We start from the raw sequence: 18802 nt of genomic DNA on the forward strand, positions 1-18802 counted from the left end.
CACCGTTGAAGAAGGCACTGGCCTGGAAAACGAACTGTCGGTTGTAGAAGGCATGCAGTTCGACCGTGGCTACCTGTCCCCGTACTTCGTCAACAAGCCGGAAACCATGGTTGCCGAGCTGGACAGCCCGCTGATCCTGCTGGTCGACAAAAAGATCTCGAACATCCGCGAAATGCTGCCAGTACTGGAAGCCGTTGCCAAAGCCGGCCGTCCACTGCTGATCGTATCGGAAGACGTTGAAGGCGAAGCCCTGGCGACTCTGGTCGTGAACAAAATGCGTGGCATCGTTAAAGTCGCAGCCGTCAAGGCTCCAGGCTTCGGCGACCGTCGCAAGGCCATGCTGCAGGACATCGCTGTTCTGACCGGCGGTACCGTTATCTCCGAGGAGATCGGCCTGAGCCTGGAAAGCGCCACCCTGGAAAACCTGGGCAGCGCCAAGCGTGTGACCATCTCCAAGGAAAACACCATCATCGTTGACGGTGCTGGCGTAGAAACCGACATCCAGGCGCGTATCGCTCAGATCCGTGCTCAGGTTGCCGAAACTTCGTCCGACTACGATCGTGAAAAACTGCAAGAGCGTCTGGCCAAACTGTCCGGCGGTGTTGCAGTGATCAAGGTTGGCGCTGGTTCCGAAGTCGAAATGAAAGAGAAGAAAGCCCGCGTTGAAGACGCCCTGCACGCAACCCGTGCAGCCGTTGAAGAAGGCGTGGTACCTGGCGGCGGCGTAGCGCTGATCCGTGCTCTGGAAGCTATCCTGGACCTGAAAGGCGACAACGCCGATCAGGACGTGGGTATCGCTGTTCTGCGTCGTGCTGTTGAAGCACCGATGCGTCAGATCGCTTCCAACTCCGGCGACGAGCCAAGCGTTGTGGTCAACGAAGTCAAGAACGGCAAAGGTAACTTCGGTTACAACGCTGCGACTGGCGAGTACGGCGACATGATCGAAATGGGCATCCTGGATCCAACCAAGGTGACCCGTTCGGCTCTGCAAGCTGCTTCGTCGATCGGCGGTCTGATCCTGACCACCGAAGCTGCGATTGCCGACGCACCGAAGAAAGACGGTGGCGCTGGTGGTGGCATGCCAGACATGGGCGGCATGGGTGGCATGGGCGGCATGATGTAAGCCAGCCTTACCCCCGTAACGCAAAACCCCGCTGGCGAAAGCCAGCGGGGTTTTTTATTGCCCGTATATCAAACTTCACACATAACCCATGTAGGAGTGAGCCTGCTCGCGATAGCGGTGTGTCATTCAACATGACTGCGACTGACATACCGCTATCGCGAGCAGGCTCACTCCTACATTGGATCTATGTTTCAGGCGCTGGCCGGTTGTGCTCTGACGCTGGGCTCAGCCTTCACCGCCGGGCGATACAACACCCAGTAATACGACCCCAGACAAATCAGCCAGCAGAAAATCGCCGTCCACACGTTGTGCGAAAAGAAGTGCGCACCCTGCATCATCCGGCTGATCGAAAACACCGAACCCAAGGCAAACGCAAAAACAAACGCCTGTCGCGCCAGACGCGGACGGCGATCACGCAGCACGAAAAACAGCGCAAACAACGTGAAACCGGTCGCGGCATGACCTCCAGGCCAGCAACGGCCGGGTTTTTCGGTAGGCGGGCGATGATCGAGCAGTTTGCTGTAGGTCTCATGGCCGCCGAACTGCTCAAGGCTCCACGGGCATTGCACCGCCGTTACGGCTTTGACCGGTGTAACGAACGAAGTCGCCAGGCCTAGCGATAGCACCAGGCAGCCGAGTTCGCGCTTGAACGGTTTGAGCCGGTCGATGAAGAACGCACCGATGAAACCGAGGATGGCAAACACCGAGAACGCAATCACCACCTGCTTGGCGCGGTCATGCAGGATGTCCTCCAGGAAGAAACTGTGGCGACCGATGAAGTCGCCCGCGACTGGGTCGTAAAACAGCCTGGCCAGATCCATGTCCAGATCGGTCAGTTCAAGCAGTACCAGAATGACCGCCGCGACGGCGGGAATGCCCAGGCACAACCAGAAGTTCAGCGGCCTTGAAACGGGACGGGCAGAGGTCGACGCCATGGGTAATTCCTTGGTCGGTAAGTGTGTTCGAAGAGCGTAAATGCGTGGATTCTGCGCGCGATGGCGTCGCCGATTTGTTAACCGAAAGTGAAAAAAACGTTGGTTGGCGCAATGAACATCTTTATCGATAAACAACCCTACACACGCCTAGCCCTGAGCCACACTTGGCCGTAAGCTGCGCGGGCCATGACGGCCGTTACTGTGTACGGAGGAGGTGCCCATGCGAATTCTATTGGTCGAAGACAACCGCGATATCCTGGCCAATCTGGCCGATTACCTGGGGCTCAAGGGCTACACCGTCGATTGCGCCCAGGACGGTCTGTCGGGCCTGCATCTGGCGGCCACCGAGCATTACGACCTGATCGTGCTCGATATCATGTTGCCTGGCATTGATGGCTACACGCTGTGCAAACGCCTGCGCGAAGATGCCCGCCGCGACACCCCGGTGATCATGCTCACCGCCCGCGATCAGCTCGACGATCGCCTGCAGGGCTTCAAGTCCGGGGCTGACGATTATCTGATCAAGCCATTTGCCTTGTCCGAGCTGGCCGCGCGCATTGAAGCGGTGATGCGTCGGGCTCAGGGCGGTGGTCGACGTGCCTTACAGGTCGGCGATCTGAGCTACGACCTCGATACCCTGGAAGTGACCCGCGAAGGCAAGCTGTTGAAACTAAACCCGGTCGGCCTGAAGTTGCTGGCGGTGTTGATGCAGAAGAGCCCACACGTGCTGCGCCGGGAAATTCTCGAAGAAGCGCTGTGGGGTGATGACTGCCCGGACAGCGACAGCCTGCGCAGCCACGTTCACCAATTGCGCCAAGTGATCGACAAACCGTTCGCCAAACCATTGCTGCACACCGTGCACGGCGTCGGTTATCGCCTGGCCGAGGGTCGTGATGGAGTTTAAGCAAAGCCTTTCCCAGCGGATCATCATTGCCTTTGCATTGATGAGCGCACTGGTGGCCGGGGCGTTCGCGATGGGCATCGTCGCAACGGTGCACCTGGTCGAGGAAAAACTGATTTCGGCAGGGCTGGGTGGCGATTTGCAGCGCCTGTTGCTGATGGACAATGTCTCCGACTGGAGCCATCGTCCGGAGCCCGATCAGTTGTTCTATTTCAGCGGCGGGCCCGGTGATTTCGAACTGCCGAAAGATTTGCGTCACCTCGATTCCGGATTCCACGAAGTCTTCCGCGAACAATTGTCGTATCACGCGATGGTCGAGATCGTCGACGGTCGGCGCTACGTGTTGCTGCAGGATCAAAGCGATTTCGAAGAGCGCGAGCGTGTGCTGTTTGCCGTGGTGCTGGTGGGCTTTGTGCTCAGTCTGGCGTTGGCGGTGTTCCTCGGCTGGGTGCTCGCGCGCAAAGTGATGGCGCCGGTGGTGCGGTTGGCACGGCAGGTGCGTCATCGCGATCAGTTACTGGGGCTGGCGCCACCGTTGGCACCGGACTACGCGGCTGACGAAGTCGGCGAACTGGCGGTGGCGTTTGACGCCACGCTGGGGCGATTGCGTCAGGCCCTGACTCGCGAGCGCTTGTTTACCAGCGACGTCAGCCACGAGTTGCGCACTCCGCTGATGGTGTTGGCCAGCTCTTGCGAGTTGCTGCTCGAGAATCCCGCGATCGATCAACGCGGTCGCTCGCAGGTCGAGCGCATTGCTCGTGCCAGTGAGGAAATGCGTGAGCTGGTGCAGACATTCCTGATGTTGGCCCGCGCCCAACGCGAGGACTCCGGGGCATCGCCGCAACAGAATCTTGCGCAAGTGGCGGACAGCCTGCTGTGCGTATGGCGCGAACCGATCGAAAGCAAAGGCCTGACCTTGCAGTTCGAGCCCGGCAACCCTCCCGCCGACTGTTACAACGCCACGTTGCTGACGGCGGTGATGGGCAATCTGCTGCGCAATGCCTGCCATTACACCGAGCAGGGGTTCATTCGTCTGACGCTGACGGGCAATGGCTTTGTGGTCGAGGATTCGGGCGTGGGGATTCCCGAGGAGAAACGCGAGGCCATGTTCGAGCCTTTCGTGCGTGGCAGTGAAAAGCGCGGAGAAGGTCTGGGCCTCGGCTTGTCTCTTGTGCAGCGCATCTGCGAGAACCAGGGCTGGACGGTCAGCTTGAGCACGATGAAGCCCAATGGCTGCCGCTTCGAGGTGGATCTTGGCAATATCGGGCGCAAATAGTGGCTCCATGCTACTCCCGCCAACCTGTCTAAATCCTGTATAACGCTGTAATACTTTGCCGGTTTACCTGACATTTTTTTCACAACCGGATGACCTGACGCTGACACGCCGCTGCTTAAGGTGGCGTCATCAGTAACTCAGGAGTCCTGGTGATGGCCGGCCCGATCAAGCTCGATTTTTCAGAAAAGTACGACGATCAACATGCGCAGAAGTACCTGCGCAAACACAAAGAAAGTCTTGGCCGTCGCCTGTCCCACTGGCGTGACGAGCAGTTGGCCCGCAAGGCTCTGACACTCGCCGGTGAACCTGGTCTGGTGCTGGATCTACCCTGCGGTGCCGGACGCTTCTGGCCATTGCTGGCGGAAAAGCACAACCGGGTGATCATCGGTGCGGATAACTCCGAGTCGATGATCAAGACGGCACTGCAAGCTCAACCGGCCGACGTGGTGAAACGGGTACAACCCTTGCACACCTCAGCGTTCGACATCGCTTTGCCGGATAACGCCGTCGACAGCATTTTTTGCATGCGGCTGCTGCATCACATTGGTGAAGCCGAGCACCGCCGGGCGATTTTGCGCGAATTCGAGCGCGTCACCCGCGACAGCGTGATCGTTTCTTTGTGGGTCGACGGCAATTTCAAGGCCTGGAAGCGCAAACGAGCTGAGCAGGATCGTCCCAACCGCGACTACCAGAATCGCTTTGTGTTACCGGTTGCTACGGTTGAAAAAGAATTTGAACAGGCGGGTTTCCGCATTCAGGAACAACTGGACTTTATTCCGCTCTATGCGATGTGGCGGGTTTACGTATTACGCAAGAGGTAACAGGATGGCAGTGCAATTTGCAGCAGAAACGGAAGTCGCTCCCCAGGATCGCTTCGACTACTACTGGAGTCAGCGCGGTGAGTGGGTGGAAGAACCGAATGTTCGCCGTGGTGGTGAAAGTGGCGTGCAAAGGATCGTCGGCCGGGATGGCCAATTGCTCTATGCCAAACGCCAGACTGGACATATTTACCGTAGCTGGCTGCATCCGTTCGGCCGCCCGACCGTGCTGCGCGAACTCGATGCGCTGACCGGCGTCAGCAAACTCGGGGTGCGGGTCCCGCAAATCGTTTTCTGCGGCGCTCAGCCCGATCCGCAGCACAAGTGGCGGGCATTGTTGGTGACCAAGTCCCTGGACGGTTTCCAGGAACTGGAACACTGGCTGGCTGCTGCCGGTGGCCGCGATCAGTGCGGCGATGCGATCTATGAGCGTGTGCTCAAGGATCTCGCCGAAAACCTCGCGCGTATGCACAAGGGTCGCTGGCAACACAGCTGCATCTACATCAAACACGTTTTCGTACGGGTGACGGGCGAGGGCGAATCGGCAAAAGTTGAAGTGGCATTGATTGATCTGGAGAAATGCCGCCAGCGCCTGACCGCTTATCGCGCCGCCTCCCATGACATGAAACAACTGCGCCGCCATTCGTCGTTCCGCGACGCGGACTGGAAGAAACTCGTCTATTTTTACGAGACGGCGTTTGGCAGCGCTATCAAAGGTTTATAGCGATGAAACTCGAAATTGCACGAGGTTTGTTCCTGGTAGGGGCCTTGGCAGTTGCTTCACTGGCGGTGGCTGCCTGGGAGCAGCCCCGCATGCAGGTTGTTGGCGCGTCTGTAGACGATGCTCACTGCGCGGTACCACGGGTGGCGAAAGCCTCCGTGGCGACCAAACCCGACCATGATTTGTTGCTGTTCATGTTCGGACTTTCGCAAGGGATGAGGCCGCAAAGTTGAACCGATTGAAGCCCACATAAAAGGCCTCGCAGATGCGAGGCCTTTTTTTATCCTTGGGCAACGCAGATCTCTATGTAGGAGTGAGCCTGCTCGCGATAGCGGTGTGTCAGTCAATACCAGGGGGCCTGACACACCGCTATCGCGAGCAGGCTCGCTCCTACAGGGTTATGCGGTTGGTTTGGGATCCGGTTTCGCCAGCAGGGTGTAGATGCACGGCAGCACAAACAGCGTAAACAACGTGCCGATCGACATCCCCGTCGCAATCACCGTACCGATATCAAACCGGCTCACCGCTCCCGCGCCGGTCGCCAGAATCAGCGGCACCATGCCGAACACCATCGCCGCCGTGGTCATCAGCACCGGCCGCAGACGAATCGCGGCGGCTTCTTCCACCGCCTCACGCGCGCTCAGGCCTTTGTCCTTGCGTAACTGGTTGGCGAATTCGACGATCAGGATCCCGTGCTTACTGATCAAGCCGATCAGCGTTACCAGCCCGACCTGGGTGTAAATGTTCATGCTCGACCAGCCGAGGAACAGCGGAATCAGAGCGCCGCAGATCGACAGTGGCACCGTCACCAGAATCACCAGCGGATCGCGGAAGCTCTCGAACTGCGCCGCCAGCACCAGAAAAATGATTGCCAGCGCCAAGGCAAACGTCACCCACAGGGCACTGCCTTCCTGCACGAACTGCCGTGACGCGCCGCCGTAATCGAACGCAAAACCGGCTGGCGCTTCTTCCCGGGCGATCTGCAATACCGTATCGATTGCTTCACCCATGCTCACCAAGGGGAAGCCGGAGATCTTCGCCGCATTGAGTTGCTGGAACTGGTTGAGCTGGCGCGGTCGTGCGCGGTCGCTGACCTTGATCAGCGTCGACAGGGGCAGCAACTCGCCCTGGGTGTTCTTGACGTAGTAATTGTTCAGCCAGCCCGGGTTGTCGCGGTAGGGACGTTCAACCTGGGCGATGACCTTGTAGCTGCGCCCTTCGATGGTGAAACGATTGATTTCCGCCTCGCCCAGCAGAGTGGCGAGAGTGCCACCGAGGTCCTGCATCGACACGCCCATCTGCGCGGCTTTGGCGCGGTCGATGTCGACCACCACTTCCGGTTTGTCGAACGCCAGATCGAGGTCGACGAAAGCGAACTTGCCCGACTCCATGGCGCGTTTCTTGATCCGGTCGGCCACTTGCAGCAGCAGTTCATAATCGTTGGCAGTGTTGACCACGAATTCGAACGGCAAACCTTCACCGGTACCGGGCAGGGAAGGCAGGTTGAATCCAAAAATCTGCAAGCCCGGGATGGCGCCCAGTTTGCCTTGCACCTCGGGAAGGATTTCCATCTGCGTGCGGCTGCGCTCGTTCCATGGCTTGAGCAGGAAGCCGCCGATCCCCGCCTGCACACCGTTGTAGCCGTTGATCTGGAACGAGGAGTAGTACTCCGGAAACTCCTTGAAGATCTTGATGAACTCGTCGGTGTAGGTGCTCAGGTAATCGAGGTTGGTTGGCTGCGGGGCGGTGGCCATCATGAAAATGATGCCCTGGTCTTCGTCGGGCGCCAGTTCCGATTTGGTGAACTTGAGGAACACCGGAATCAGACACAGCACGATCACGGCGAACACCAGCACCACCGGCCGGGTGTTCAGCGTGCCGTGCAGCATGCGTTGGTAACGGCGTTTGAGGCCGTCAAAGATGCGGTCGAGGCGATGCGCCAGCCCGCTGGGGTTTTCCTCGTGACGCAGCAAAAAGGCGCACATCATCGGCGACAGTGTCAGCGCGACGACCCCGGAAATCACCACCGCGCCGGCCAGGGTCAGGGCGAATTCCTTGAACAGCGCACCGGTCAGCCCGGTGAGGAAGCCGATTGGTGCGTAAACGGCTGCCAGGGTGATAGTCATCGACACCACCGGCATGGCGATTTCCCGAGCGCCCTCGAGTGCCGCGTCGAACGGCGTCTTGCCTTCCTCGATATGCCGGTGGATGTTCTCCACCACGACAATCGCATCGTCCACCACCAGACCGATTGCCAACACCATCGCCAGCAAGGTCAGCAGGTTGATCGAGTAGCCCATCATCTGCATGAAGAACATCACGCCGATCATCGACAGCGGAATGGTCACCACCGGGATCACCACCGAACGCAGCGCGCCGAGGAACAGGAACACCACGACGATGACGATCAGCACCGCTTCGAACAGGGTTTTCACCACTTCGTCGATGGACGCCTGAATGAACAGTGTGGCGTCGTAGGCGATCTCGCTTTTCAGGTTCGGTGGCAGTTGAGCTTCCAGCTCCGGCATCAGCTTGCGCACTTCCTTGATCACATCAAGCGGGTTGGCCCCCGGCGTAGCCTTGATGCCGATGTACACCGAGGGGGTGCCGCCGAACGAGCTGATCGAATCGTAGTTTTCCGCACCCATTTCCACCCGTGCGACATCGCTGAGCAGCACGCGACTGTCGCCACTGACCTTGAGCGGAATCGCGGCGAAAGCCTCGGCGGATTTCAGTTCGGTGTTGGCGTTGATGCTGGTGACCACGTACTCGCCTTTCACTTCGCCGGCGGCGGAGAGGAAGTTGTACTGGCGCACCGCGTTGGTCACGTCGCTGGCGCTGAGGCCGAAACCGGCGAGTTTCACCGGGTCGAGCCAGAGGCGCATGGCGAACACCTGATTGCCGAGAATCTCCGCCTCGGCCATGCCCGGCAGGGTCGCCAGTTTTGGCTGGATCACCCGTGACAGGTAGTCGGTGATCTGCGGGTTGCTCAAGTCCTTGCTGAAGAAACTGATGTACATCAGCGCCGAGGCGTCAGCGGATTCCTTGCTCAGTACCGGGTCTTCGGCGTCCTGCGGCAGTTTGTTCTTCACCTCGTTGGCCTTGGCCAGCAACTCGGTGAACAAGCGGTCGGTGTTGGAGCCGATGCGTGCGTAGATCGAGATCACCGAGAAGTTCTGCCGACTGACCGAGGTCATGTAGTCGATGCCTTCGGCACTGGCCAGGCTCTGTTGCATCGGCTGGGTGATGTAGCCCTGAATGGTCTCGGCGTTGGCCCCGGGGTACGCCGTGGTCACGGTGATCAGGGCGTTTTCCATTTGCGGGTATTGGCGCAGCGGCAACTTGCTCCAGGCCTGAAAGCCCAGCAGCACAATCAGCAGGCTGACCACGGTGGCGAGCACCGGGCGGCGGATGAACGGCTCAGTAAAAGCCAGGGGGATTCCTTGATCAGTCGGCGCGGGGCGGACTGTTCTGCTCGCCGAGGGTCTTGTCGTCGCTGATGGCAATGTGTGCGCCGTTGTCCAGTTTGATCTGGCCGGCCGTCACCACTTGTTCGCCGCTCTGTACGCCCTTGTTGATCATCACCAGGCCATCGCGGCGTTCACCGGTTTCGATGAAGCGCCGCTCGGCGATCAGCACCGGTTGGCCCTTGTCGTCTTTTTCGACGCTGCCGTCCTCGGCTTTTTTCTGCCCGACCACGTACAGCGAATTGCCGTAGAGGGTGTAGGTGATCGCGCTTTCCGGCACCACGACGTGGGTCTGCGGATCCGGCAGCAAAACTTCGAGGCTGGCAAACATGCCCGGCAGCAGTTTGCCGTCGGGGTTGGCCAGGGTGGCGCGGACGAGGATGTTGCGCGTGGTGCTTTCGACGATAGGGTTGATCGCGCTGATTTTGCCCGGGAAGTTCTGGCCGGGGTAAGCGCCGGCCGAGACGTTCACCGGTTGGCCGATCGCGAGTTTCGGCACCGACTGCTCGGGCAGGTAGAAGTCGGCGTAGAGGCTGCTCAGGTCCTGCAATGTGGCAATTTTGGTGCCGCTCGCGAGGTAGTCGCCGACGTCGACCTGACGGATGCCGATGGTGCCGCTGAACGGGGCGAGGATGCGTTTTTTCGCCAGTGAGGCATTGAGCTGATTGACCGTGGCCCGGTTCTTTTGCAGAACAGCGGAGAGCCGGTCGTATTCGCCTTTGGAAATCGCGCGGCTGTCGACCAGTTGGCTGCCCCGGCCGAAGTCCAGTTGCGCCAGACCAAGGTCAGCCTTGGCGGTTTCCAGCAGGGCGGTTTCAACGGCGCTGTCGAGTTGCAGCAACGGTTGCCCGGCTTTGACCTTCTGCCCTGATTCGAACTTGAGCTCGGTGACGGTGCCGGCGACTTCCAGGCTCAGCTCGACGCCTTGCAACGCCTTGAGCGTGCCGACCGTGGGCAAACGCATCTGCCACGGGCGCTCGGTGGCGTTGGCCACGGCGACACTGATCGGCGGTTTCGGCTTGGAGAAGCCCTGGATCATCGTATAGATCGAAAAGGCTTTGTACCCGCCCAGAACCAGGACGATCAGCAACACAACACCCAACATGATCAGCATGCGGCGACGCAGCATATTTCCAGTTCCTTGGATAAATCAGGTGAGACAGGCGGGCACATTACTCCGAGTTCAGGGGGGATTCCAACTGGCAGTTATTACAGGTGAGGACGGAGTGAAGAAGTCTGAACACAAAACCTGTGGTGAGGGGATTTATCCCCGATGGGCGGCGAAGCCACCTCAAAACCTGCAACCGCGGTCTGTCAATTGAACCGTGTGCGATGGTTTTGCGACTGCTGCGCAGCCGATCGGGGATAAATCCCCTCGCCACAGTTTATGAGTCGTACTCAGAACAGGTGGGTTATGCGATCAAGTGCAGATGGTTGTCCCAGAGCCCCGCCGGCAGTTCCAGCGGCTTGGCCAGCAGCTCATCCTGGCGGCAATCGTAATACCGGCAGCGGCCCTGACCGGAGGTCACGACAAAACCGTCCTTCACCGCACCAACGCCCGCGCAATCGGCCAGCGGTGCATCGAGGCGTACTTCGCCGCTGTCCAGATCCCAGATGAAAAAACGGTTGCCACGCGGCGCAGTCAGCGCCACCAGACGCAAATCGCTGTGTACCGCGACGCTGGCGGTGTAATGCCCCATCGACTGCAACTGATGGTCCGGCACCGGAAACGCTACGAATGGCTGCCCCGGACGCTTGATCGCCAGCAACTCCGAACGTTCGTGAGACGCGCCCATGAATTGCTGACCGGCGACGATGGTGCCGTCACTGGCGATCCCCAGATGCCGCACGCTGTTCATCTGCTGGGCGAGGGTTTCCTTGCTCAGCAAGGTGCCGTCGCGCTGCATCAGCACCAGGCTTGGCTCCATGGCGTTGAGGTTCATGTCGACGCGGCTTTCCGCCTCGGTCCGAATCCCGCCGTTGGCCACCACCAGGGTTTCGCCATCGGGCATCCACGAGACCTGATGCGGGCCGAGGCCGTGGGTGGAAATCTCGCCGCTGTGCACCAGCCGCTCGCCTTCAAATTTGTACACCCCGAGCAAGCCACGGCCCGGATCGGTCGTGTCGTTTTCGGTGGCGTACAGGTACTCGCCATCCTTGTGAATCACCGCGTGGCCGTAGAAATGCCGGTTCGGCTGCGACGTCACGGTCTGCAACAACGTGCCGTCACGCAGGTCGATCAGGTAGCTCTCGGTGCCCGGCCGGCGGGCGACGAACAACGCAATCGGCAGCGTCGGGTGGTTGATGATGTCGTGGCAACGCTGGCCGACTTCGGTGGCGAACAGCCGCGTGCCGTCGAGCCGATAACCGACGGCGTAATGCTTGCCGTCGGTGTCGTCGCGCGCCGACAGCAGCAGCGGGCTCTGATCCTTGCGTTTGAACAGCGTCCAGCCGCCCAGCGTCACTGCTCCCAGCAGCACACTACCTAAAGTCAGAGCCTGGCGTCGCAGCATGGCACTTGCCCTCATCAGTCACCGTCGTTGGCGTTGAAGCCCAGTTGGATACCCAGCGCCTTGGCCAGTTCGCCTTCGTGCAGGCGATGGACCACGTTGAGGCTGTCGTAGATATCGTTGAGTTGCTGACGACCGGCGTCGTCTTCGAGCATTTCGCCGAGCGAACGCTGGGTGCTGTCGAACAGTTTCAGCGAGGCGGCATAGGCGGCGTCGATCTTGTCCGCCAGCGGTTTTTGCTCGGCCGGCAACAGACCGCGCAGGCCTTTGTTGTCGACGCCTTCCCATACGGTTTTGGCGGCGGCGAGGCTGGCTTCCAGCGCGGTCAGCGACGACTGGCTACGCCATGCATCGGCCTGGAACGGTTGTGGCACACCCTTGCTCTGGCGGCCCATTGGCGTGCCGAGCTTTTTCTTCAGGGTGTCGAGCGCGGTGACCTGTACACGCAGCAGATCGGCGATCGCTTCGTGGGAGTCGGCGTAGCGCTGGTTCGGGAATTTGCTCATCTGCGCGAGCATGCCGTCGCTGTTGTTCCAGCTCTGCAGAATCTCTTCGGCCAGTTGCTTCTGGCGTTCGCCGATGGCGATCAGCAGCGGGCAGTACTTGGCTTTCTGTTCGGCGTTGGCGACATCAGGCTTGGCGTCGAACAGGATGTATTCGTAAGCCGACAGTCCCTGAACCACCACGCTGGATTTGGCCAGGGCGGCAGCATCGATCTGCGGCTGGGCGACGACCAGTTGCTCGACCTGACGGCCGACGAGGTTTTTCTTGTCCGGCCAGAACTGCACCTGCCACGAACGGTTTCCTTCGGCCAGCGGGCCGATCAGCAATGGTTGCAGCTCGGCCCAGGCTTTCTGTGCGTGCAGGAAGTCGGCGCGGGCGGTTTCCAGGTTCTCTTTGCCCTGGCAGTAGGCGAGGGCGCTGACCGCCAGTTGCTTGTCGGCTTCGACCCAACGGGTGTAGGTCGGCAGGATCACCGATTTGGCGATGGCCGCCGAGGTGACTGCTTGCGGGTCCTGTGGCGAGCAAGCACCGAGGGCAAGCGCGGCAAGGCTGGTGAACAACAACTTGGGACGGAACATGTCGGGCTCCCGATTCTTTTAAGTGTTTAAAGTGAGTTCAGAAACGCCAGCAGCGCGGCACGCTGCTCGGCATTGAAAGCTAAAACCTGTTGCTGCGCAGCTGCAGCTTCGCCGCCGTGCCAGAGCACCGCTTCGAGCAGATTGCGTGCGCGGCCGTCATGCAAAAACTGGGTGTGGCCACTGACCGCTTGGGTCAGGCCGATCCCCCACAACGGCGGGGTGCGCCAGTCGCGGCCGGAGGCCTGGAATTCCGTGCGGTTGTCGGCCAGACCGTCGCCCATGTCGTGCAGCAGCAGATCGCTGTACGGGCGAATCACTTGATTGGCCAGTTCAGGTTCGGCTGCGTTGGCAGCGGTGGTGTATTTCGGTGTGTGGCAGGACTGGCAACCCGCCTGGAAGAACAGGCTCTTGCCGGCCAGCACCTGCTCATCGTTGACGCCGCGACGCGCGGGGACGGCGAGGTTGCGGCTGTAGAACAGCACCAGACGCAGAATGTTGTCGCTGACTTCCGGCTCGCCGTTCGGGCCATTGCCGTTCGGCGCCTGTTTGCAGGCGGTTTGCTCGTCGGTGCAGTCATCGAACGGTCTCAGACTGGTGGTGAGGCCCATGTCACCGGAAAACGCGTGAACATTCTGTTGATTGAGGTTCGGTTGCCCGGCTTTCCAGCCAAACCGGCCGATCACGGTTTTCTGTAATTCGTCATCCCAAACGCGGTTCGGCCGGCCATTGATGCCGTTTTTGCCGTTGGCCTGCGCGGTGGCATTGGCGAGTATCGCCTCTTCCGGAATCGCTTCGAGCAGGCCGAGGCCGATCATTGGCGGGGCGACGCGAGCCGAAAAACGCGTGTCCGGGTGCATCGGGCCGTAGCCGAGCTGGGTGATCTGCAACAGCGGTTTGCGCAGTTCGACTTCGCTGCCGTCCTTGAAACGGATCAGCACCGGCGTGTAATCGACACGGACCTTGCCTTCGGGGGCGACGCCGGGCACCGCCATGTCCTGGAATTGCCCGCCGTAGACCGGCTCTGGCACAACACCCACCTGCTCGATGAGTTTGGCGAATTCCGGTGCATCGGGAATCGACAGGCGCACCAGCATCGATACGGCGTTGGCGGCATCGGGCGCTGGCGGATGACCGCGACCGTCCTTGATGTGGCAGTTCTGGCAGGCGTTGGTGTTGAACAGCGGGCCGAGGCCATCGCGGGCGGTGGTGGTCGACGGCGCGATCACCCACGGGCTGCGGAAAAAGCTGTTGCCGACGCTGAAGTCCACCCGCCGCGACGGCGGCAGGTTGGCCGAGGGCAGGGAGAATGCGTTCTGATCGGTCTTGCGCACGGTCGCCGCGCCCCCCGAGCGTGCTTCACCGGGCTCGGCCTTGGTGAAACGCGGGGCGTCATCGCAGGCACTCAGGCTCAGGGCCAGAAACAGTGCGGACAAGCGAAGAGGCAGCGAGGGCATCAGACATCCTGCGGACGGGCGAAAACAAAGGCGCAAAGTCTAACAGGGCCGGGGGGATTGAATAAGAGGAATTATCGTTTGCTTGATTTGCGGCAGGGTTTCACTCGAGACCGAGACGCAGCCATCGCTGGCAAGCCAGCTCCCACAGGATTTGTGTTGTACCCGGAGTGTGTGAACGCCGCGAAAACTGTGGGAGCTGGCTTGCCAGCGATGAGGCCATCAGCATCACCACAAAAAGCAGGTATGAAAAAGGCGACCCGAAGGTCGCCTTTTTCTGACGCAGACGCTGTGATCAGAATTCGTGATCAGCGTTATCCGGGTTCAGGTCGCTGATGCCCAGTTTGCCGGCAGCGGCTTCGATCGAACCGGTCTGCTTGACCAGCGAGGCGATGGCGTCGCGAACGATCTGATTGCCCGCCGTGTTGCCGGCAGCGATCAACTGGTCGTAGTGCTCACCCTTGTTGGCGTGATCGACCATGACCTGGATCTTCGCTTCGGTGGCGGCCAGATCGGCTTTCAGTGCGGTGTCGGCAGCCGGATCGGCCTTGGCCACCAGCGACGACAGGCTGGCGCCGGTCAGTTTGGTGCCATCAACACGGGTGTACTCGCCCAGGTAAACGTTACGAATGCCTTTGGCATCGTAGAAGTGCGAGTTGTGGGTGTTGTCGCTGAAGCAATCCTGCTCGTCTTCAGGGGAGTTGGCTTCCAGGGAAACCTTCATGCGCTCGCCCGCCAGTTCGCCCAAGGACAGGCTGCCCATGCCGAAGAGCATTTTGCGCAGACCGGTTTCAGCCGGCTCGGCTTCCAGAGTGGCGCGATAGTTGTCAGCCACGTTCGGCTTCCAGTTACCGACCATTTCTTCCAGGTCGCTGACCAGCAGTTGGGTCACGGACTTCAGGTAGGCACGACGACGGTCGTTGTGGCCGCCAGTGGCGCCGGCGCCTTCCAGGTAGTCGGAAGCAGGACGGTTGCCAGCGCCAGGGCCGGTGCCGTTCAGATCCTGGCCCCACAGGAGGAACTCGATGGCGTGGTAGCCGGTGGCGACGTTGGCTTCGGAACCGCCCAGCTCGTTGAGGCTGGCGAGTTTTTCCGGAGTGATGTCTTTAACGTCGACCTTGTCTTCGCCGACCTGTACTTCGGTGTTGGCGATGATGTTGGCAGTGGCGCCCGGGTTGCCCAGTGCGTGCTCGTAGGATTTATCGACGTAGTCGATCAGACCCTCGTCCAGTGGCCAGGCGTTAACCTGGCCTTCCCAATCATCAATGATGGTGTTGCCGAAGCGGAACACTTCGCTCTGCAGGTAAGGCACGCGAGCGGCAACCCAGGCAGCCTTGGCGGCTTTCAGGGTGTCAGCGTTCGGCTTGGCGAGGAACGCGTCGACGGCAGTTTGCAGGGTTTTCGCGGTGGATTCGGCATCGCTGTAAACGGCGAAGACCATGTCGGCGTAGTGTGCAACCACAGCCTTGGCAGCGGCTTCGTCGACTTTACCGGCAGCGGCTGGCGCGGCCGCTGGAGCAGCGGTGCTGGCGGCTGGAGTCGGCGTGGCCGGGGCGGCAGCCTTGTCTTTGCCTTCGCCGCAACCGGCGAGGGAAATAGCGATGGCCAGCAGACTGGCGGTAGCCAGAGGCATACGAATCATGGCGAACATCCTGCTTCGGTAATTGAATGGACTCACGCGGGGGGTGCGCAAAACTGCGACATAATGCAAATCTTTCGCATTATGTGTAAAGGGTAGTGCTTGGAAATATTTCCTATTCGCACACCAGGATCAAAAGATCTCAGCCCTTGGCAGCTTCTGCAGGGGGGCGCATTTCAAATGTGGGAGCTGTCGAGTGAAACGAGGCTGCGATCTTTTGATCTTCTAAAGAATGGCCGCATTACTGCGCTGCGCCTGCTTGAGATAAACGCTCAACTCCCGCGCCGGCAGTGGTTTGCTGTAGTGGTAACCCTGACCTTCGTGGCAACCTTCGGAGATGATGTAGCTCTCCTGTTCAGCGGTTTCCACGCCCTCGGCAATCACCTGCATGCCGAGGCTTTTGCCCAGTTGGATGATCGCGCGAACGATGGTCGCATCGTCGTCGTCATCGAGCAGATCCTGGACGAAGCTCTTGTCGATCTTGATCTTGTCCAGCGGCAGGCTTTTCAGATAACTGAGCGATGAATAACCGGTGCCGAAATCGTCGATGGCGATCAGTGCACCTGAGCGGCGCAGGCTCAGTAAATGCTGGGCGGCGGTGCTGATGTCTTCCATCAGGCCGGTTTCGGTGACTTCCAGTTCCAGGCTGCGCGGCGGCAGGCGATACATCTGCAGCAGGTTGTTGACCACCCGTGGCAGCTCGGCGTGGTGCAGTTGCACGGTGGACAGATTGACCGCCATGCGCAGATCGACGAAGCCCTGATCGTGCCACTCGCGCAATTGCTTGCAGGCCTGATCGAGCACCCATTCGCCGATGGCGATGATCGTGCCGTTCTGCTCGGCCAGTGGAATGAACAGATCGGGCGGCACCAGACCGTGTTCCGGGTGCTGCCAGCGAATCAGCGCTTCGACCCCGACCACGCGGTGGTCGCGGTAGCTGATCTGCGGTTGATAAACCAGGTAGAACTGATCGCGCACCAGTGCATCACGCAGGTCTTTTTCCAGTTCGCGACGGCGGCGCATCTCGCTGTCGACGCTGGCGATGTAGAACTGATAGCGATTGCGTGAGCGGGTCTTGGCCAGCGTCATGGTTTGCTCGGCTTTCTGCAACAGCTTCTCTGTGCTGTCGCCATCCTCCGGGAACAGGGTGATGCCGATGGTCGCGCGCAGACGGATTTCCTGATGGTCGAGGGCGAACGGCGCCTCCAGGTCATCGAGAATGCTTTGCGCCAGTTCCGCCGCCTCGTAAGGCTGTTCGATATCGGCCTGCACCAGCGCGAACTGGTCGCCACCGAGACGGGCGAGGGCGCCGAGGCGGCCGCTGTGGGCGCGCAGGCGATCAGCCAGTGCCAGCAGCAATTGGTCGCCGGTCTGATAGCTGAACTGCTCGTTGATGCCTTTGAAATCATCCAGCCCTACACACAGCACCGCGACCCGGCGTTGCAGCTTGCCGGCGTCGACCAGAATCCTGTCCAGTTGCTGCTGCAATTGCTGGCGGTTCGGCAGGCCGGTGAGGAAATCGTATTGGGCCATGCGCAGCAGGCTGTTTTCCGCCTCGTGGCGCAGATGGGTATTGCGTTCGATGGATTCGAGCAACTGGTTGGCGGTGTTGATCCAGATTCCCAGTTCATTTTTTTCGTGGCCCTTGAGCTGCGGAATCTTATGTTCGCTGGGGCGATCCGGATTGATCTCGGTAAGGTGTTCGATAATCCGCGACAGCGGTTTGGTCAGCAGCCAGTGATAGACCAGATACAGCACCAGACCCATCGCCAGTGCACGCAAAACGCCGGAAATGAAAATGATCACCGAGCTGACGATAAAACTTTCGCCATAGGTGGCGGTATCGAGGGTGATGCTCAGGTCGCCGTAATACTCGCTGTAGGGGCCGCGACCCACCAGCTGCGTGGTGAAGGTGCGTTCCTGGCCGAGGATCAGATCGGTCAGCCAGCGGCTGTTGGAATGCTGCAGGTCGCGGGATTTCTGCGCGAGCATGGCTTCGTTGGGGTGACCGATAGAGGCCTGGCGCACCGCGTCGTCCTGAAACAGACCTTCGATCACTTGCATGCCCATCTCACGATCCAGGCTGTAGACGGCCTGAGTGGAGGGGTCACGGAACATGTCGAGGATGCGCTCAGCGTCGTTGGCCACGGCCTGACGGGTTTTATAGGCGTCGAAAACAATTTGCGCGCAGCTCAAGACCACGCCGACGATCAATGCCGACAGGAGCACGACCCGGAGCAACTTCACCGACAAGCTGTTCTTGAGTTCCAGCTTCAAAGGGTTATTCCTTGTTCCGTGCGGGTAGCGTCAGTTTGCCATGAGTATTGGCAATCCCGTGTTGGCAGTCAAAGGGACAATCAGACCCCGGAGCATTCGCTGGTGGCCTTGGCCAGAATGCTGCTGTCTGGAGTATTAGCCCTATTTGTACTATGTCGGTAGTTTCGGTCCTCAACTTGAGCGCGGCGAGACAAATTTTCCTCTGTTTGATGTTAGCCCTCTGCGCTGCACCGGCAAGCAGTCGGTGCCAGCTTTCATCGTGAGAAAAACGCTATTCCCTACAGGATCTGCCGCGACCCGAGCCTGCGGCAGCCCCTACAGAAATCAAAGGCATAAAAAAACCCGGCATCAGCCGGGTTTTTTGTCTGGCGCGCAGCTTAAGCGGTGAAGGTTTTGCCTTCGAACTGCTCAGCAACGAACTTCCAGTTGACCAGGTTCCAGAACGCTTCGACATACTTTGGACGAACGTTGCGGTAGTCGATGTAGTAAGCGTGTTCCCAGACGTCGCAGGTCAGCAGCGGGGTGTCGCCGCTGGTCAGCGGGTTGCCAGCGCCGATGTTTGTTGTCATTTCAATGTTTTCGTTATCGTTTTTCTTATGATT

At 59.8% G+C, this 18802-nt stretch carries 15 protein-coding genes; 6 read left to right on the forward strand and 9 right to left on the reverse strand.

The window, feature by feature from the left end; genetic code table 11:
- A partial coding sequence (gene groEL, locus ACIONG_RS09525; RefSeq protein WP_401298523.1) for a chaperonin GroEL occupies positions 1–1123 on the forward strand: 1123 nt, incomplete at its 5' end.
- Positions 1124–1314: 191 nt separating this feature from the next.
- On the opposite strand, the gene ACIONG_RS09530 is transcribed toward groEL, so the two are convergent.
- Positions 1315–2058, reverse strand: a complete 744-nt coding sequence (locus ACIONG_RS09530) for a phosphatase PAP2 family protein (RefSeq protein ID WP_401298526.1) — start codon at positions 2056–2058, stop codon at positions 1315–1317.
- Positions 2059–2278: 220 nt separating this feature from the next.
- Here ACIONG_RS09530 and colR point away from each other — a divergent pair, with 220 nt between their 5' ends.
- From colR to ACIONG_RS09555, 5 genes are all read left to right on the forward strand, one after another.
- A complete protein-coding gene (gene colR, locus ACIONG_RS09535; protein WP_103305500.1) occupies positions 2279–2962 on the forward strand; it encodes a two-component system response regulator ColR in 684 nt (227 codons plus the stop codon).
- Positions 2952–4235: a HAMP domain-containing sensor histidine kinase gene (locus ACIONG_RS09540; protein ID WP_103305501.1), complete on the forward strand. Its 1284-nt coding sequence runs from the start codon at positions 2952–2954 to the stop codon at positions 4233–4235. The genes colR and ACIONG_RS09540 overlap by 11 nt, the downstream gene beginning before the upstream one ends.
- Before the next feature lie 152 nt (positions 4236–4387).
- A complete protein-coding gene (locus tag ACIONG_RS09545; RefSeq protein WP_103305502.1) occupies positions 4388–5056 on the forward strand; it encodes a class I SAM-dependent methyltransferase in 669 nt (222 codons plus the stop codon).
- Positions 5057–5060: 4 nt separating this feature from the next.
- Positions 5061–5777 carry a lipopolysaccharide kinase InaA family protein gene (locus ACIONG_RS09550; protein WP_103305503.1) on the forward strand — a complete coding sequence of 239 codons (717 nt, stop codon included), beginning with the start codon at positions 5061–5063 and terminating at the stop codon, positions 5775–5777.
- Positions 5778–5779: 2 nt separating this feature from the next.
- A complete protein-coding gene (locus ACIONG_RS09555; RefSeq protein WP_034153490.1) occupies positions 5780–6007 on the forward strand; it encodes a hypothetical protein in 228 nt (75 codons plus the stop codon).
- 165 nt (positions 6008–6172) lie between these two features.
- Here the strand turns inward: ACIONG_RS09555 and ACIONG_RS09560 are convergent, their stop codons facing one another.
- The 8 genes from ACIONG_RS09560 to ACIONG_RS09595 form a co-directional block, all read right to left on the reverse strand.
- Complete coding sequence (locus ACIONG_RS09560) at positions 6173–9208, reverse strand: multidrug efflux RND transporter permease subunit (RefSeq protein WP_401298554.1); 3036 nt, start codon at positions 9206–9208, stop codon at positions 6173–6175.
- Between the two features lie 13 nt (positions 9209–9221).
- Positions 9222–10370, reverse strand: coding sequence for an efflux RND transporter periplasmic adaptor subunit (locus ACIONG_RS09565; protein ID WP_213026450.1), 1149 nt, complete (start codon positions 10368–10370; stop codon positions 9222–9224).
- A 283-nt stretch (positions 10371–10653) separates the two neighbouring features.
- The gene (locus ACIONG_RS09570; protein ID WP_401298532.1) at positions 10654–11754 is read right to left on the reverse strand and encodes a DUF1513 domain-containing protein; all 1101 of its coding nucleotides are present in this window, start codon (positions 11752–11754) and stop codon (positions 10654–10656) included.
- A 14-nt stretch (positions 11755–11768) separates the two neighbouring features.
- Positions 11769–12833 carry an imelysin family protein gene (locus ACIONG_RS09575; RefSeq protein ID WP_213026448.1) on the reverse strand — a complete coding sequence of 355 codons (1065 nt, stop codon included), beginning with the start codon at positions 12831–12833 and terminating at the stop codon, positions 11769–11771.
- A 26-nt stretch (positions 12834–12859) separates the two neighbouring features.
- Positions 12860–14287, reverse strand: coding sequence for a di-heme oxidoredictase family protein (locus ACIONG_RS09580; RefSeq protein WP_401298535.1), 1428 nt, complete (start codon positions 14285–14287; stop codon positions 12860–12862).
- 292 nt (positions 14288–14579) lie between these two features.
- Positions 14580–15926 carry an imelysin family protein gene (locus ACIONG_RS09585; protein WP_103305509.1) on the reverse strand — a complete coding sequence of 449 codons (1347 nt, stop codon included), beginning with the start codon at positions 15924–15926 and terminating at the stop codon, positions 14580–14582.
- Positions 15927–16148: 222 nt separating this feature from the next.
- The gene (locus tag ACIONG_RS09590; protein WP_401298538.1) at positions 16149–18200 is read right to left on the reverse strand and encodes a putative bifunctional diguanylate cyclase/phosphodiesterase; all 2052 of its coding nucleotides are present in this window, start codon (positions 18198–18200) and stop codon (positions 16149–16151) included.
- Positions 18201–18577: 377 nt separating this feature from the next.
- A partial coding sequence (locus ACIONG_RS09595; protein ID WP_401298541.1) for a Fe-Mn family superoxide dismutase occupies positions 18578–18802 on the reverse strand: 225 nt, incomplete at its 5' end.

The organism is Pseudomonas sp. NPDC087817, from assembly GCF_044742875.1.
Taxonomy (GTDB): Bacteria; Pseudomonadota; Gammaproteobacteria; order Pseudomonadales; family Pseudomonadaceae; genus Aquipseudomonas.